Origin of the sequence: Duganella hordei (assembly GCF_040369125.1) — a bacterium.
Lineage (GTDB): Bacteria > Pseudomonadota > Gammaproteobacteria > Burkholderiales > Burkholderiaceae_D > Rugamonas > Rugamonas hordei.
Genome location: NZ_BPWI01000002.1, coordinates 583,406 through 598,886 on the forward strand (window position 1 = coordinate 583,406; position 15,481 = coordinate 598,886).

The 15,481-nt window shown below is 64.0% G+C and carries 13 protein-coding genes; 8 read left to right on the plus strand and 5 right to left on the minus strand.

Annotated features, from left to right (window positions below; genetic code table 11):
• Positions 1-2: 2 nt before the first annotated feature.
• From ABWW33_RS06780 to tssA, 7 genes are all read left to right on the plus strand, one after another.
• On the plus strand, positions 3-1,427 hold the full coding sequence (locus tag ABWW33_RS06780; RefSeq protein ID WP_353400277.1) for a dicarboxylate/amino acid:cation symporter: 1,425 nt from the start codon (positions 3-5) through the stop codon (positions 1,425-1,427).
• A gap of 57 nt (positions 1,428-1,484) precedes the next feature.
• Positions 1,485-1,979: a hypothetical protein gene (locus tag ABWW33_RS06785; RefSeq protein ID WP_353400280.1), complete on the plus strand. Its 495-nt coding sequence runs from the start codon at positions 1,485-1,487 to the stop codon at positions 1,977-1,979.
• 19 nt (positions 1,980-1,998) lie between these two features.
• A complete protein-coding gene (tssK, locus tag ABWW33_RS06790; RefSeq protein WP_176655598.1) occupies positions 1,999-3,324 on the plus strand; it encodes a type VI secretion system baseplate subunit TssK in 1,326 nt (441 codons plus the stop codon).
• Positions 3,324-4,091, plus strand: coding sequence for a DotU family type IV/VI secretion system protein (locus ABWW33_RS06795; protein ID WP_176655674.1), 768 nt, complete (start codon positions 3,324-3,326; stop codon positions 4,089-4,091). Before tssK ends, ABWW33_RS06795 begins: the two co-directional genes overlap by 1 nt.
• A gap of 35 nt (positions 4,092-4,126) precedes the next feature.
• On the plus strand, positions 4,127-8,260 hold the full coding sequence (locus ABWW33_RS06800) for a type VI secretion system protein (protein WP_353400283.1): 4,134 nt from the start codon (positions 4,127-4,129) through the stop codon (positions 8,258-8,260).
• A 14-nt stretch (positions 8,261-8,274) separates the two neighbouring features.
• Positions 8,275-8,910 (plus strand): formyltransferase family protein, encoded by a 636-nt coding sequence (locus tag ABWW33_RS06805; protein WP_176655600.1) that lies wholly within the window; start codon positions 8,275-8,277, stop codon positions 8,908-8,910.
• A gap of 108 nt (positions 8,911-9,018) precedes the next feature.
• Entirely contained in the window at positions 9,019-10,128 is a 1,110-nt protein-coding gene (gene tssA, locus ABWW33_RS06810) for a type VI secretion system protein TssA (protein WP_353400286.1), read from the plus strand.
• Positions 10,129-10,145: 17 nt separating this feature from the next.
• Here tssA and ABWW33_RS06815 read toward each other — a convergent pair whose 3' ends face one another.
• The 3 genes from ABWW33_RS06815 to ABWW33_RS06825 all read right to left on the minus strand — a co-directional run bounded on the left by ABWW33_RS06815 (position 10,146) and on the right by ABWW33_RS06825 (position 12,623).
• Entirely contained in the window at positions 10,146-10,268 is a 123-nt protein-coding gene (locus ABWW33_RS06815) for a hypothetical protein (RefSeq protein WP_353400289.1), read from the minus strand.
• A 127-nt stretch (positions 10,269-10,395) separates the two neighbouring features.
• Positions 10,396-10,848 carry a hypothetical protein gene (locus tag ABWW33_RS06820; protein WP_176655602.1) on the minus strand — a complete coding sequence of 151 codons (453 nt, stop codon included), beginning with the start codon at positions 10,846-10,848 and terminating at the stop codon, positions 10,396-10,398.
• 128 nt (positions 10,849-10,976) lie between these two features.
• Positions 10,977-12,623: a methyl-accepting chemotaxis protein gene (locus tag ABWW33_RS06825; RefSeq protein WP_353400292.1), complete on the minus strand. Its 1,647-nt coding sequence runs from the start codon at positions 12,621-12,623 to the stop codon at positions 10,977-10,979.
• Between the two features lie 362 nt (positions 12,624-12,985).
• Here ABWW33_RS06825 and ABWW33_RS06830 point away from each other — a divergent pair, with 362 nt between their 5' ends.
• Positions 12,986-14,497, plus strand: coding sequence for a cyclic nucleotide-binding domain-containing protein (locus ABWW33_RS06830; protein WP_353400295.1), 1,512 nt, complete (start codon positions 12,986-12,988; stop codon positions 14,495-14,497).
• A gap of 18 nt (positions 14,498-14,515) precedes the next feature.
• Here ABWW33_RS06830 and ABWW33_RS06835 read toward each other — a convergent pair whose 3' ends face one another.
• Complete coding sequence (locus tag ABWW33_RS06835) at positions 14,516-15,100, minus strand: BrnA antitoxin family protein (protein WP_353400298.1); 585 nt, start codon at positions 15,098-15,100, stop codon at positions 14,516-14,518.
• The gene (locus ABWW33_RS06840; RefSeq protein WP_176655675.1) at positions 15,081-15,353 is read right to left on the minus strand and encodes a BrnT family toxin; all 273 of its coding nucleotides are present in this window, start codon (positions 15,351-15,353) and stop codon (positions 15,081-15,083) included. Before ABWW33_RS06840 ends, ABWW33_RS06835 begins: the two co-directional genes overlap by 20 nt.
• Positions 15,354-15,481: the final 128 nt, after the last annotated feature.

A 15,481-nucleotide genomic window follows, 5' to 3' on the forward strand; every position in this document is an offset into this window, starting at 1 on the left:
CCATGCAGACCCTCGTCAAACCCGCCATCTTCCAGCTGAAGGATATCTTCCAGCATCCGGCCACGCTGCTGGGCGCGATGCTGCTGGGCGGCTGGGTGGGCACGCTGTTCCCCGACAGTGCCGGGCTGCTGGCGGCGGTGTCGACGCTGTATCTGTCGCTGCTGCAGATGGCGGCGTTTCCGTTCGTGATCTTGGCGGTCTACTTCGGCTTGCAGCGGCTGCCGTCCGAGCCCGATTCCCCGCGCCAACTGGCGCAACTGGCGGGCATGGCGCTGGTGGCGATGCTGCTGTGCGCCGTGGTCGGCGTGCTGGTGGCCAGCATCTCGGCGGCCGGCTCGGGCATGTCGGCGGGGCAGACGGCGGCGCTGGGCAAGCTGGCGCTGCGTTCCGAGTCGCAGTTCAGCATGACCATGCGCGACGCCGGCGGCGGCGCGGCGGCGGGATGGGACGTGGGCGAACTGGTGCCGGACAATTTCTTCGGCGTGCTGGCCTACGGCTCGCTGCCGTCGGTGCTGATCGGCGTGCTGTGCTTCGGCGCGGCGGTGGCGGTGCAGGATGCGCATCGCTCGGCCCAGCTCAGCGGCATCTTCGAAGGCATGTACCGCGCGCTGGAATCGCTGGTCAACCGCTTCAACACCTTGCTGCCGGCCGCCGCCTTCGTGCTGTCCGCAGCCGCCACGGCCACCGCCGGCGTCGAGGCGATCCTGCTGATGGGCGGCTTCCTGGCCGCGTTCTTCACCGCAGCGCTGCTGGTCTGCGGAGCGGCGGTCGCGATCATCTGCTGGCGCCTGAAGAAGTCGCCGCTGCTGGTGCTGCTGGCGCTGCGTGAGCCGATCACGGTCTGCCTGTTCGCGCCGGTGGCGGTGGCCGCCGTGCCGGGCTTCATCCAGGGCATGAGCGTGCGGCTGGGATTCAGCCGCGGCCTGGTCGAGCTGGTGTCGCCGATCGCGCCGGTGTTCATCAAGGCTGGCGAGGCGATGTTCTTCGCGGTGCTGTCGATCTTCGTAGCCAACCTGTACAACCATCCGCTGGCCATCACGGACATCGCGTGGATCTGCGTGCTGTCCTGGACCGCCGCGCTGTGGTCGGTCGGTATTGCCGGAGTGAAATCCGTGATACTCGGCAGCTTCGTCCTGGCCTCGATGGGCCTGCCGCTGGAAGCTGTTTTGCCGGTGTTTATGCTGGTCGAAGTGTTGTGCGAAGGACCACGGAATTTACTTTCCTTTCTTATATCGTCGGCGTTGATTGCCTTGGTAGCGGATGGTCTGTATATTAATACCGAGCAAGTTTCCGAGGTGTGGCATCCGTCTACGATCAAGCTCGTCTTCACCCGCAAGCAAGCGCTGTTCGTACTGTTCCTGTTGTTGATCGCTTTGTTCACAGTGTTTTGCGCCGGCGTGGGCTATGGCCTGCGCAGGGCTTTTTGAAGACCGACTTATGCAGCTGAAGATGAAACCTACGCCCGCCACCGAATGGAAGCGCCCATGACCCGCCGCAGCCTGCTTGCGTTCGCCTTTGCGGCCGCGCTGCTGAGCGGTTGCAACACCATGCGCTCGCTGGTGGGCATGGACCCGAAACCGGTGGCGCCGGACTGGAAGGTGCTGACCCTGCGCGCCGCCGACGACGCCAACAGCAACAGCGCGATCGCCGTCGACGTGGTGCTGGTCAAGGACGCCGCCATGCTCGACTCGCTGACCAATATGCCGGCCGCCAAATGGTTCGCCACGCGCGCCGAGCTGCAGCGCACCTTCCCGGAAGCGCTGACCGTGTATCCGTACGAACTGGTGCCGAACCAGACGGTCAAGCTGAACGACAAAAAATGGAATGGCCAGAAGGCCTGGGCCGCGCTGGTGTTTGCCGGTTACGCCAACGCCGGCGAACACCGCGCCCGGCTGCTGCTGAACAACGCCGGCTATGTCGTGCAGCTGAATGCACAAGGCTTCAGCGCCAGCGAACTCAAGCCCGGCGCGCCGCAATAAAGAATATGGAAGACATTCAATGACCGCACCTCAACTTTCCAATCGCATCCAGTGGCATGAAGGGATGATGTTGACGCCGCAGCACTTCCAGCAGGAAGGTGCGCGCATCGACGCGCTGCTGGCCTGGCAGTCGATGGCGACCAACCCTTACGGCTGGGGCGTGCGCCAGCTCGTCATCGACGAGTCTGGACTGCCGACCGGCCGCCTGCGCATCCTGCAGCTGGAAGCGATCCTGCCCAACGGCATGGCCGTCACCTACGACAGCACGCTGGCCCAGGGGCAGTCGCTGGAGCTGGACCTGTCGCAGTGGAACGATGCGATGGCGCAGCAGGATTTGCCGGTATACCTGGTGGTCGGCAACACGCGCGCGCTGCACCAGCCGGGCCAGCCGTCGATGTTCCGCGGCGTCGCCAGCGCGCTGGTGGAGGATGAAGTGTCGAAGGCGCTGGCGGCCGATGTGCCGCGCATGGCCGTCAACCTGGGGCTGGCGGCGGGACCGGTGCCGTCGGCCGCCTACACCTCGATGCAACTGATGACCGTCAACAAGGGCAACGAGATCGTGCACCGCGGCGCCTACCTGCCGGCGATGCTGGACGTGCCGGCCACGTCGCCGGTGCGCCAGCGCGCGCTGCAGTTGGCCACGCACATGCGCAACAAGGCGGTGTTCCTGGCGCGCCAGACCGCGCAGCCGTCGTCGCGCACCGAGGACCGCATCAACTTGCTGGAGCAGAAGGCCCGCCTGTCGAGCCTGATCCTGAACCTGCCGCTGCTGGAAGCGTTGCTGTCGGCGCCGGCCGTGCAGCCGCTGCCGCTGTACCTGGCGCTGTGCGCGCAGCTGGGACCGCTGGCGACCTTGCGTCCCGGCGCCGTGCCGATCACGCCGCCGGCCTACGACCATGGCGATGCCTGGCCCGGCTTCGACGCCGTGCTCAAGGCGCTGACCGACCTGGTGGCCGAGGTCAGCCAGGAATGGAAGACCTGCACCTTCAATTACGACGGCCAGTCGTTCTCGCTGGCGATGCAGCCGGACTGGCTCGGCTCGCGGCTGGTGATCGGCCTGCGCGGCCAGCAGGACAGCGCGGCCGCGCAGTGGATGGCGGGCGCGGTGATCGGCTCGCAAACCGTGTGGACTTCGCTGACCGACCGCCGCGTGCTGGGCGCGCAGCGCACCCGCATCGACGCGGCGCCGGAACTGGGCTTGCGCGCCAGCGCCGGCTACACGCTGTTCAGCGTCGAGGTATCGGACGAATTTATCGTGGCCGATCAGGCTCTGCTGATCAGCAACGCCAACGAAAGCCTGCAGGCCCAGCGGCCGCAGGAAGTCGTGTTGTTCATTAAAGGATGATGACGATGGCAGCCAATAACGCATCGACGGCACCGGCCGCCTGGAGCGGCGGCATCAGCGAAGGCGTGGACCTGGCGTCGGTGCAGTTCCGCGATTTCTACGACGTGCTGCAGCGCTCGGCGCAGGCGGCCACCCGCGTCGGCGAGGGCGAGGCCAGGTCGGCGGCCGAGGCGCTGAGCCGCCAGCTGTGCCAGCTGATCGAGCTGCAGTCGCTGGAGGCGCGCCGCGTGGCGGGCAAGGCCGGCATCGAAGCCGAGGTGCAGGGGCGTTTCCTGAAGGCCGCGCTGGCCGACGAGGTGCTGCTGAACACCGAATGGGCGGGGCGCGCCTACTGGCGCCACGTGCTGATCGAGACCACGCTGTTCAAGTCCAGCTTTGCCGGCGAGCGCGTGTTCGACGACCTGGACCAGCTGCTGCGCGAACGCGAGCCGTCGCGCCGCAACCTGGGCCGGCTGTATCTGTATTTGCTGTCGCTGGGATTCCAGGGCCGCTACCGCGGCCAGAAGCAGGACAAGATCGCCGAGTACCGGCGCGAGCTGTTCCAGTTTGTGTATCTGCGGCCGGCCGACCTGCAGGGGCGCGACCGCACGCTGTCCGAGCAGGCGTACGCCAGCACGTTGTCGCACCTGGCGGCGCGGCGCCTGCCCAAGTTCAACCGCAGCGGCCTGGTGTTCGTGCTGGCGCTGCTGATGCTGCTGGGCTTGTCGGAACTGCTGTGGCTGTGGCAATCGTGGCCCGTGCGCGCCGCGCTCGCCACGACCGTGTGACCAACTAATCGGGACGACGCATAGTGTTGAATTTCTTGTCAGATAACACGGCCATCGCCACCTTGCTGTTGCTGACGCTGCTCGTCATGCTGCTGTTCGCCATCGTCATCTGGGCGGCGATGAAGGGAGCGGAAAAAGCCGACAAGCCGGCCGACCAGCAGCCGCGCCTGATCAGCGCCGACTCGCTCAAGCAATCGTTCCGCGTTGCCGTGGAGCTGATTGAAAATAATATCGCGGCGCGCTCGGAACGCTACAGCCTGCCGTGGACGCTGATCCTCAACGAAGGCAGCCACGGGCGCGAACTGCCGCTGCTGCAGTCCGGCCTGCAAAGCGCGCTCAGCGCGGACAGCACGCTGACCGCCGGCGCCCAGGGCCTGAACTGGAACTTCTTCGACCAGGGCGTGGCGGTGCAGCTGCAGGCCGACTACCTGGGCTCGCCCGATCCGGACGCCGCCAACGGCAACAACACCTGGGACGATTTCCTCGGCCTGTGCCGCAACTACCGTCCGGACCGGCCGTTCGATTCCATCGTCGTGGCGATCCCGGCCAGCATGTTCCTCGACGCCGAGGGCGCAGGACAGCTGGACCTGGCCGCGCGCGCCAAGGCCATCCACCGCCGTCTGTGGCTGGCGCAGAACCGGCTGGCGTTGCGTTTCCCGATCTATATCGCCATCGCCGACTGCGAAGTGATACCGGGCTTCTCCCGCTTCGCCGCCGCGCTGCCGGAGCCGCTGCGCCGCTCGATGCTGGGCTGGTCGTCGCCGCACGAACTGGCCGCGCCGTTCCAGGCGCAGTGGATGGACACGGCCATGAACGAGATCGGCCGCACGCTGTCGGACAGCTGTTCCGAACTGTGCGCGCTGGAACCGTCCGGCTCCGACAGCAGCGAGTACTTCCTGCTGCCGAACCAGATCGAGCGCCTGCGCGCCGGCCTGAAGATCTTCGCCGAAGAACTGATGCGGCCGAGCGCCTACCACGAGCCGTTCCTGCTGCGCGGCATCTACCTGACCGGCGATTGCAGCGACGAAGCGGCGCTGCTGGGCGACGGCCATGCGCCTGCCGATGCCGGCCTGCCGGCCGTCGATGCCGCTACGACCGCCACCGCGCCTGCCGCCTTGCCTGAATGGGCCGAGCCGACGCTGGCCACCGACGCGCCGGCGCAGGCTATGCTGCCGGGGCAGGGCAGCGCCGTGCCGGCCTTCCTGCGCGATATCTTCGAACGCAAGATATTTGCCGAGGCCGGACTGGTACGCTCGTCGTCGGTGCACCGCATGCGCCGTCCTGCCATGAGCCGGGTGGCGCGCTGGAGCGCGGTCGCCGTGCCGGTCGTGTGGGTGCTGGGCCTGGTGTTCGCCACCGTCAACCTGCACCGCCTCAGTTCCGACGTCGTGGTCTACCTGCAAAAGCTGGACCGCGATTCGCGCGCCAGCCTGCAAGCCACCAGCCGCAACGTGATCGACCCGGCGCAAAGCCGCCAGCGCGCGATGGAAGCGCTGCTGAACATCGAGCAGATGGGCAATGCCCACCTGGGTTCCTTCTTCATGCCCGGTTCGTGGCGCTGGTTCGACAACCTGCACCAGCGGGTGCAGAACCGCATGGAAAAAGGCTTCGCCGACAACGCCTTCGATCCGCTGCGCCGCTCCGCCTATGCGCGCGTGAGCGAGCTGACCGGCGTGCCCATCGATCCGATTTCGGGCAGCCTGATCATCGGCGGCCGTTGCACCTTGCCGGCCCGCTGGAGCGAAATGACGGCGATGCCGAACAGCGCGCTGAACATCGAGGACTTGCCGGAATTCTCCGCGCTGCTGCAATACGTGGCGCGCATGGAACAGCTGGACCAGGTGTTGCAGGCGATGATGCGGCTGAAATCGACCACCTCCGGGCCGGCTTCCGGCGACGACCTGGCGCTGGTGGTGCGGGTGCTGCTGGGTACCGAGCTGAACGGCAATCCGGACCGCACCGCCAAGCTGTTCCGCCAGGTGGCCAAGGATGTGCAGTCGCTGACGATAGAGCCGTTGCAGGATGCCGCCAGCTGTTCGTTCAAGCTGGCCGTCAAGGCCACGGCCAAGCGGCTGTACGTCAACAACGGCTTGCTGAAGGCCGAACAGACCATCGCCGAGAGTTCGGCCGCGTTGTACGAGGCCGATCCGAAGGCCGAAGCCAGCACCACCATCGCCATCTGGCAGGCGCTGCGCACCGCGCTGCGGGCGCAGGAGCTGTACCTGGTCTCGGGCAAGGGCGCCTGGATGCACCGCAACACGCTGGACCTGGGCCCAGCCTGGGACAACCTGCTGCAGAAGGTGCAAGGCGTTTCGCTGCTGGGCAAGAGCGCTTCCGACGACGCCCGCAAGCAGGTCGACGACGGCTTCACGCAATTCATTTCTTCGTGGGATGCGACGCTGTCGGCCGACAGCCATGCGCAGGGTTTGAGCTCCGGCCTGGAATGGTCGGAAGCCAATTCCTCGTGGGCCTTCGCGGCCGACCGCAAGGTGCTGCTGGACGCCTTGAACGGCCTGCTGACGCAGCCGTTCATGAAGGTCAACCACCTGAGCCGGCTGCCTGAGGTGCCGTCCGGCGCCACCGTCAGCTGGGATGGCGCGCGGCTGGACCAGGTGCTGGCGCTGGCCGACTCGCGCAAGCGCGTGCAGACCGAATTCCTGCCGAAGTTCCCGGCCATGCTGCAGGCGCCGGCCGCCCACCTGGCCGACGCCGCGCTGGGCGAGACGGCGCGCGACATGCTGTCGCAATCCTATCTGGTATCGGCGCGCGAAGTGCAGGCGCCGTCCGCCGAGGCCGATCGCGCGCGCGCCCTGCGGGTGCGCTCGTGGCTGCAGGATATCGGCGCCATCGGCGTGGCCGACAACCTGTCCGCCGTGCTCAGCCGCGACGCCCTGTCGCGCCTGCAGCAGCTGGATGAAACGCTGACCCGCGCCGAAGTGTTCGTGCCGCGCGACCGCTCGTTCCGCTCGTGGAACGGCGAGAAGGCGCCGCTGATGGACGCGTTCGGCGCGGCCGATGCCGGCGCGCTGGCCGGCTACGTCTCGCAGCAGCAATCGTTCATCGAGGCGACCGGCAAGGATGCGGAAGGGCTGCTGCTGCAACTGGGCGGCACGCAGGCCGGCAATCCGCTGGTGATACGCTGGCAGGCCACGGTGGCCGATCTGAACCGCTACAAACTGAAGAGCCCGACCAGCAGCCTGACCGCGCTCGAACACTTCGTGCTGGCCACCGCGGCCGACATCGACATCGGCAACTGCCTCGACAAGCTGTCCGCGCGCGCCGCCCAGCGCCGCGCCACGGACGTGTTCTCCGAGCGCATGCAGGGCCTGCAGGCCGGCCTGTACTCGCGTTGCCGCGAGCTGATGCAGACCGGCTACCAGGACGCCTGGACCCGCTTCGCCGACGCCTTCAACAGCGGCCTGGCCAACCGCGCGCCGTTCCGCGCGCTGACGCCGGACGGCGGCAAGGTGGCCAGCGACAAGGTGCCGGCCGACGTCGAGGAAGTCGGCTCGGTGCTGAAGCTGTTCGACCGCGTGCACGTGCTGGCGCTGGCGTCCGACCGCGATCCGTCGCGGCCGTCGGCGGCCACCACGGTGCGCAAGGTGGACGACCAGATGCAGAAGGTGCGCGACTTCCTGGCCCCGCTGTACCCGACCGAGGAAGGCCAGCCGGTCGGACTGGATGTGATGGTGGAGTTCCGCGCCAACACCGCCGTCGAAAGCGAAGGCAACAAGATCATCGACTGGGCGCTGACCATCGGCAGCCAGACGCTGCACCAGCGCGACCCAGCGCGGGCGCTGCGCTGGGAGCCCGGCCTGCCGGTGGTGCTGACCCTGCGCGTGGCGCAGGACGGCCCGGTGATACCGAAGGCCGAGGGTGGCCATCCGGGCATGTCGGTGGACGAGCGCACCATCAGCTATCGTTTTGAAGATCCATGGGCGCTGTTCAGCCTGGTGTCGGCCTACCGCGAAGCGGATGCCGCGCCTGCCACCGGCGCGCGTTCGCAGTTGCTGAAGTTCGAGTTCCCGATGACGGCCATCGGCGACGGCAAGATCGCCACCCGCGACACGCGCGCCAAGGTCTTCATCCGGCTGACCGTCAGCGCGGCCGGCAAGCGCACGCCGCTGGTGTGGCCGCCGGTGTTCCCGGTCAAGGCACCGGCCTGGTGATCGGAGAAGTGGTCATGTCATCGCTGCCGCCCCTGGTTCGTGTTGCCGTGTTCGGCAGCTTCCATCGCGGCTTCCATGTGCTGAGCGAGCTGCTGAAGGGGCCGCTGGCGCAGCGCGTGCGCGTGGTCGGCGTGGCGACCGACGACGTCGGCTCCGGCTTCGTCAGCCGCGAGCGCCGCGTCTGGTCGTATCCGCACTGTGCGGAGGAAGAGGTGATGGTCGAGCGGCTGGCGCAGTCGCATGGCCTGGCCGCCTACAAGGGCCGCGTGAAGACGCCGGAGTTCTACCGCTTGTACGAGGAGGAGTGGCGGCCGGACCTGTGCATAGGCGCCACTTTCGGCCAGCGCATCGACGCGCGGCTGTTCCAGGTGCCGCGGCTGGGCTTCTACAACCTGCATCCGTGCATAGACGATGGCTGGCCGTCGCATTACGCCGGCCCGAATCCGTTCCAGGCCTTGCTGGACAACGGCTCCGACCACGTGGTGATCGCCATGCACGAGGTCGACGAAGGTTTCGATACCGGCAGGCTGCGGGCGCTGTCGGAAAAGATCTACGTGCCGCCGGGCGCCACGGTGGTGGACCTGCACAAGCTGACGTCGCCGCTGGCGGCCAAGTTTTTTGCGCGCGAACTCGGCAAGCTGCTACCGTAGCGGAGGCGTATGGCGACCATCAAGAACAATTTGCGCAACCTTGTGGACAAGGCGCGCTCCCTGATTTCCGACGACAAGACACCCAGTTTCCCGACCCCGATAGCCCCTATGAACGCACCGAGCCTGCCGATACCGCTTTCTTTGATGAGCATGGAAAACCAGCAGGAGCTGGAGCTGCTGCTGAAGCCCATCACCGAGGACATGCCTTGCGGCCCGGCGCTGCGCTACGATCCGATCTTTACCGAGATCCGCCTGGCGCGCGAGGAGGACGATCCCAGCCTGCCGATGGGGCAGTGGGAGCGGCCGCTGAAGAAGGCCGATTGGCCGCTGATCGAAGCGCGCTGCAAGACCATGCTGACGACGCGCTCCAAGGATTTGCAGATCGCCGCCTGGCTGCTGGAATCGTGGACGCGCCAGTACGGCATCGACGGCCTGTACCGGGGCCTGAGCCTGGTCGACCGCATGCTGCGCCAGTACTGGGAGCCGTTGCATCCGGTGATACAGGACGGCGACGCCGACGCCCGCATCGCGCCGCTGGAGTGGCTCAACGCGTCGTTCTCGACGACGGTACGGGTGAACATGCCGATCCTGAAGATCGCCACCCGCAAGCCGCCGGCGCAAACGCTGTCGGACTGGGACCGCATGACCGCGCGCGAACTGGCGGGCCACGCGATGGAGCCGGGCGACGACGGCGAGCCGCAGCTGACGCGCATCGAAGTGATCACTTACGCACACCAGCGGCTGGGCCGCGAGCTGGCCAACCGGCAACAGGTGATGCAGCGCTGCCTAAATTGCCTGGAAACCATGTTGGCTTTTGTCGACCTGCAACTGGGGTCGCAGGCGCCGAATCTGTCTAAACTGAAGGGGACGCTGGTGGCGGTGGAACGCGTGCTGCAGCAATTGATCCCCGAGCAAAAAGGTGAGGAAATGGCGACAGAGGAAGAATCCGGCAACTACGAGGAAACGACGGGGATGGCGGAGGGGCTGGCGCCGCCGGTGGCGCTGATGTCCGGCTGGAAGAACCGCGACGAGGCCTATGCCGCGCTGGGCGCGATCGCCGATTATTTAAGCCTGGTGGAACCACACAGTCCGACGCCGTATCTGCTGCGCCGTGCCGTCAACTGGGGGCGCATGCCGCTGCCCGAGCTGATGGCCGAGATTATCCGGGAAGAGGGTGACCTGAACCGCCTGGTGAATATGCTGGGCCTGAAGGAATAAGACTCTAGCGCAGCCGCTTAGCGCAGCTGATACACAGCGGCAACAGGCGACATCACGTTTTCCGAGCACAGCTCGTAGGTCGATGCGCAGGCAAGGCTGAGCAACAGTGCGCCGAATGCGATATGGAGATAGCGTGCCATGACAAACTCCCGGATTGAGATTGGACTGACCATGCGATCAGAATAATCCGGGAAATGTCGGACGGGCATCAGCAAAAAGTCCGACAAAATGTAGGACAACTGCCCGTCTCTATCTTTTTGCCAACTTTTACTTGGTCTTCCAGACGACGATAGCGCCTTCCGGCGCGGTGTCCGTTGCGTTCGACACTTCCAGCCAGTGTTGCAGGCGTTCCGGCTGCTTCAGTTGGATGCCCCGGCCGTCGATGATGCCGACTTGCTCGACAAACTTGGAGTCCAGCTTGGCCTTGGACACGGTCGGCGCGCCGGCCACCATGCGGTCGTAGGCCTTGCGGGCCTTGTTTTCCCACTTGTGCAGGCTGCTGTCGTCGAAGCGGTTGGCTTCGAAGTAGACGGTGAGCGACCCGTCCGGGTTGCCGTAGCCGACGATGCCGGCACCCTTGCGGATGGCGGCGGAGTTGTTCAGGTCGTACAGGTCGGTGGGCACGAACACGGCGGCGCGGCCGTCGGTGTCGGGACGGCCGACCGGCGTGTCCTTGCTGTAGGTGCTGACTTCGTAGAGAGGGGTTTTTTCTTCGGACATGGCAGTATTCTGAGTGGGCTGATCTTTGCATGCGCATGCAAACGTTATCATTGTAGCGTTAATCCAGTTCCCGTGGGCAACAGGCGGCGGCAAAATATTGTAACTTCAATGCAGTTGGTAATTGCCGCCTATGCCGTCAAGGCAGGCCGCTTCCCAGCTAAAGCAAGTCTTGGCTTGGCGGCCGGAGCCCGGCGGTTGTTTGTCGGGATGGCGGGCCGGCTGGCGTTTTTCGCCGCGACCTTGAACACGCCGACCACCTCCGTCAGGCAGCTGGCCTGATCTTGCAGCGATGCCGCGGCAGCGGCGGCCTGTTCCACCAATGCGGCGTTTTGCTGTGTCACCTCATCCATTTGGACTATCGCCTGGTTGATCTGCTCGATGCCGGCCGTCTGCTCGTTGCCGGCGGCCGTGATTTCTTCCATGATGTCGGTCACGTTCTTGACGCTGTCGACGATGGTGCGCATCGCCGACCCCGCCTGGTCGACCAGTTTGGCGCCTATCTCGACCTTTTCAACCGAGTCGCCGATCAGGGTCTTGATTTCCTTGGCGGCTGCGGCGGAGCGTTGCGCCAGGTTGCGCACTTCAGAGGCGACGACGGCGAAACCGCGGCCTTGTTCGCCTGCCCTGGCCGCCTCCACCGCCGCGTTCAAGGCCAGGATATTGGTCTGGAACGCAATGCCGTCGATGACGGCGATGATGTCGACGATTTTCCGCGACGACGCATTGATCTCACCCATCGTATCGACCACTTGCGCCACAATGCTGCCGCCTTGCTGCGCCACGGCGGAGGCGGAGATGGCAAGCTGGTTGGCATGATTGGAATTTTCCGAATTCTGCTTGACGGTCGAGGTCAATTCTTCCATGGCCGAGGCGGTTTCCTCCAGCGAACTGGCTTGCTGTTCGGTGCGCGTCGACAGATCCAGATTGCCGCTGGCTATCTGACTGGAGGCGGTGGCGATGGCGTCGGTGGAGACCCGTATTTCGCCCACCGTTTGCGCCAGATTGCGCTGCATGGTCTGCATCGAAAACAACAAGCTGTGCGTGTCGCCGCTGCTGGTGTCGACGGTCACGGTCAGGTCGCCGGCGGCAATGCTGCGCACGATCTGCGAAGCGTATTTCGGTTCCCCGCCGAGTTGATGATAGACATCGCGGATCAGGAAGAAGCCAGCCGAGGCGCCCACCAGCGTGCCCAGGACGATGGCCCCCAGAACTATGCCGCGCATCACGCCGTAGCGCTCTTTCGATCCTTCGTATTCGTTCTTTGCCTCGTCAACTTGCAGCTTGCGCAGGGCATTGATGCCGTCCGTTACTGCTGGGATCAACGATTGCAGCTGCACGGATAATTGCGCCGCCATTTCAGGCTGGCCCGCTTTTAATGCCGCGACGGCCGGCAGCATTTTTTCGCTGGTCATTCTCTTCCTGTCGATAGCGAGCTTGTCGGCGATTTCTTTTTCTTTCGGCGTGAGGGCGGTCGCCATGTAGCTATCCCACGTACTGACGATCTCGGCGATATTTTTTTCAATCTGATCAGTTCTTGCCTTGATCTCCGCAGCATCGGTTTGCCGAAGAGCCTCCGTTAAATTCAGTCGATTGCTGACCAGGAGACGGTCTATGCGCGAGACCTGCTCCAATGCCACGGTGCGATCCTCGTAGACGGACTTCAAGTCCGCATTGGATTGGCTCAGCCCGTAAACTCCCAGCGAACCTATGAGGATGGAGATCAGGGCAAGAAAGCCGATCAGGGTGCTCAAGCGAGCTTTAAGTGTCATATTCATTTTTTTTCCCGATATGTTCTGGGCCGCGCCCATTACGTGCGAAGCAAATGTGAGGATCTAAATGATGTACTGGCAGCGGGATTTGGCTGCGGTGAAATTTGTGCGCAAATCAGTGTGGAGCCACTGACGGCGGCAAAGTCAATCGATGCGACAACGGGGTAGGGTTGTGATCTGTTTGTAAAATTTGCTGCTGTGGAGCAATACTCACTTTGAGCATACGCCGTAAATCAGCCGAGTGCGACCCTCAAATGGAAAAGCGTTGTTTTTGGCTGAAAGCATCCAGCCTCCGCGCTGTTGTTGTTTCACATTGCGCATGGATGAGTTCACAATACATGCAAGCAAGCAACGGATGAGGACACAAGATGCTGACGATTGATGGCCCCTGGATCAATCCATGGCACGCCGGCCTGGTCGGCGCTGTCCTCCTCAGCAGCATGATGCAACTGCTGCTGACCCGCTCCGATCCGGACAGCCAGCACATGTTCCGCAATAATTTGCTGTTCGGCGGCCTGTGCCTGCTGCTCAGCTTGTCCTCCAAGCTGATGTTGGACATGGACCAGCGCCAGGCCGCCAGCCTGCTCGAGAGCGCCTCCGTGCTCGGCTTCGGGCTGCTGCTGATACGCATCCTGGGCCTGACCGCGTTCCGCGCGCTGCTGCCGGCCCTGCGCATGCACCCGCCGCGCATCATGGAAGACATCCTGCTGGTGATCACCTATATCGTCTGGGGGCTGGTGTGGCTGCGCGTGGTCGGGCTGGACTTGAGCGGACTGGTCACCACGTCGGCGGTCATCACCGGCGTGGTCGCCTTTTCGATGCAGGAAACGCTGGGCAATATCCTGGGCGGGCTGGCCCTGCAGCTCGACAATTCCGTGCGCATCGGCGACTGGATCAAGATCGACGACGTGCGCGGCAAGGTGGTGGAAGTCCATTGGCGGCACACGGCCGTGCGCACCAACAACGGCAACCTGATCGTCATCCCCAACAGCGTGCTGATGAAATCGAAAGTGGACGTCTACAGCCGGGAGAGCAAGCCGGAGTTCCGGCGCTGGGTGAATTTCTGGGTGGAGGATGGGGTGCCGCCGCAGCAAGTCATCGCCACCGTCCAGACTGCCCTGCGCCAGACGCATATCGAGTACATCTCGGTGGAGCGGCCGCCCGAATGCATCGTCACCGACTACCGCGAAGGCTTGATACAGTACGCGGTGCGCTACTGGCTCACCAATCCGGGCCACGACGACGGCACCGATTCCGCCGTGCGCATCCATTTCTACAGCGCCTTGCAGCGGCAGAACATGTCGCTGGCCCATCCTTGCATGGACATACGCCTCAACGCGGATTCGGAACGGCGCTCGAGCGTGCGGCTACTGGCGGAAATGGATATCCGCAAGAAGGCCTTGAGCAAGGTCGCGCTGTTTTCCGGTCTTACCGAAGAGGAGTTGGCCAAGCTTGCCAAGGCGCTGCGCAACACGCCGTTTGTGAAGGACGACATCATCACCCGCCAGGGCGCGGTGGCGCATTGGCTGTATCTGCTGGTCAATGGCGAGGCCGACGTCTGGTTCGAATCCGAAGGGAAGGAACGCATCTGGTGCGCCACGCTCAAGGCCGGCGACGTGTTCGGCGAGATAGGCTTGCTGACCGGCGCGCCGCGCGGCGCCACGGTCACCGCCAGGACCGATGCGCTGTGCTATCGGCTGGACAAGGAGAACTTTGAAAACATCCTGCACGACCGTCCGGAGCTTGCTGACGAATTCGCCCATGTGCTCAGCGACCGCAATCAGGTGCTGGACGCCATCCGCAGCGATCATCCAGAACCAGTGCAAGTACAACAGGCCAACTATTTGGCGAGCATACGGCGGTTTTTCAGGTTGCACTGAGACGCGGTCGTATGTCGGTTAGATGATGATCGGCAGATTGTCTACCATGGCGTTGCCCATATCCACTGTGTAGACTTCACCGCGTGCTGCCTCTTCGCGGCCGGTAGCTAGCAGATGTTGCTTCACCTTTTCTTGGGCGTGCACAGCATTCCGTGCCACGACCAGGAATTCATCCAGTTTGCTCTGCTCTTTCCCGACAGCTTGCACCGTGGCGTGGAATCGGTGGCTCAGCTGATGTGTCTCGACCAGGTACTGCAACAGCACATCGTTGATGCGGGTCTGCCAACCATCTCCCAGAGCCTTGAATGAGTCCAGTACAACGTTGTCAAAGCGGATGCTGGTAGGCACTTTGGTCACGTCCAGTGTTGGCCGACCGCGCGGACGACGCGCTGGCTTGAGTTTGGCCAATTCTGCGTCGGTCATTGGCGGGTTGTCCGGGTCGGCTAGGGCGGCCTTGGTGATCGCGGCGTCCTCTTCCTCCGTAGGCATGACGAGCGCAAGCGCTTTGGCTTTGCGCGCCACCGCGCGCCGCCTATCCTCGTCCAGTTGCGGTACCCTCTCTGCTGGCGCCGCCTCTTTCTCGTTAGTGGTTCGCTTCGACATAACTCTTCACCTCTCTGGCATTTGCTTTTCGTAGACTGATAATCCTTCGTCCATCTTCGCGGTCTACATATACCACGCAGTAAAGTCTATCTCCGATGGCACCGAAGGCTCTATACCTGTCCTCGCCGTAATCCTCTCTGTCGTCCTGTTCCTCTATCGCGGTATCCCAGTCGATGTCGATCGCATCTGCCAACGAAACGCCATGTTTCTGTTGGTTAGTGCGGTCTTTGTCGGGGTCAAAAGTGATCTGCACGTGATTAATTGTATATACGGAAAATACATTGATCAAGTATTTTTCGTATATACGATAATCATTTGGGAGAACGGTGGTTTGCGCTACGGCAGCGAAAATAAAAAAAGCCAGCTATAAGCTGGCTGTTT

Coding starts and splice junctions, on each gene's coding strand:
- ABWW33_RS06820 (WP_176655602.1), bottom strand. CDS start 10,848: ATGTCCGAAGAAAAAACCCCTCTCTACGAAGTCAGCACCTACAGCAAG.
- ABWW33_RS06805 (WP_176655600.1), top strand. CDS start 8,275: ATGTCATCGCTGCCGCCCCTGGTTCGTGTTGCCGTGTTCGGCAGCTTC.
- ABWW33_RS06835 (WP_353400298.1), bottom strand. CDS start 15,100: ATGTCGAAGCGAACCACTAACGAGAAAGAGGCGGCGCCAGCAGAGAGG.
- tssK (WP_176655598.1), top strand. CDS start 1,999: ATGACCGCACCTCAACTTTCCAATCGCATCCAGTGGCATGAAGGGATG.
- tssA (WP_353400286.1), top strand. CDS start 9,019: ATGAACGCACCGAGCCTGCCGATACCGCTTTCTTTGATGAGCATGGAA.
- ABWW33_RS06830 (WP_353400295.1), top strand. CDS start 12,986: ATGCTGACGATTGATGGCCCCTGGATCAATCCATGGCACGCCGGCCTG.
- ABWW33_RS06795 (WP_176655674.1), top strand. CDS start 3,324: ATGACGATGGCAGCCAATAACGCATCGACGGCACCGGCCGCCTGGAGC.
- ABWW33_RS06815 (WP_353400289.1), bottom strand. CDS start 10,268: ATGGCACGCTATCTCCATATCGCATTCGGCGCACTGTTGCTCAGCCTT.
- ABWW33_RS06825 (WP_353400292.1), bottom strand. CDS start 12,623: ATGAATATGACACTTAAAGCTCGCTTGAGCACCCTGATCGGCTTTCTT.
- ABWW33_RS06780 (WP_353400277.1), top strand. CDS start 3: ATGCAGACCCTCGTCAAACCCGCCATCTTCCAGCTGAAGGATATCTTC.
- ABWW33_RS06785 (WP_353400280.1), top strand. CDS start 1,485: ATGACCCGCCGCAGCCTGCTTGCGTTCGCCTTTGCGGCCGCGCTGCTG.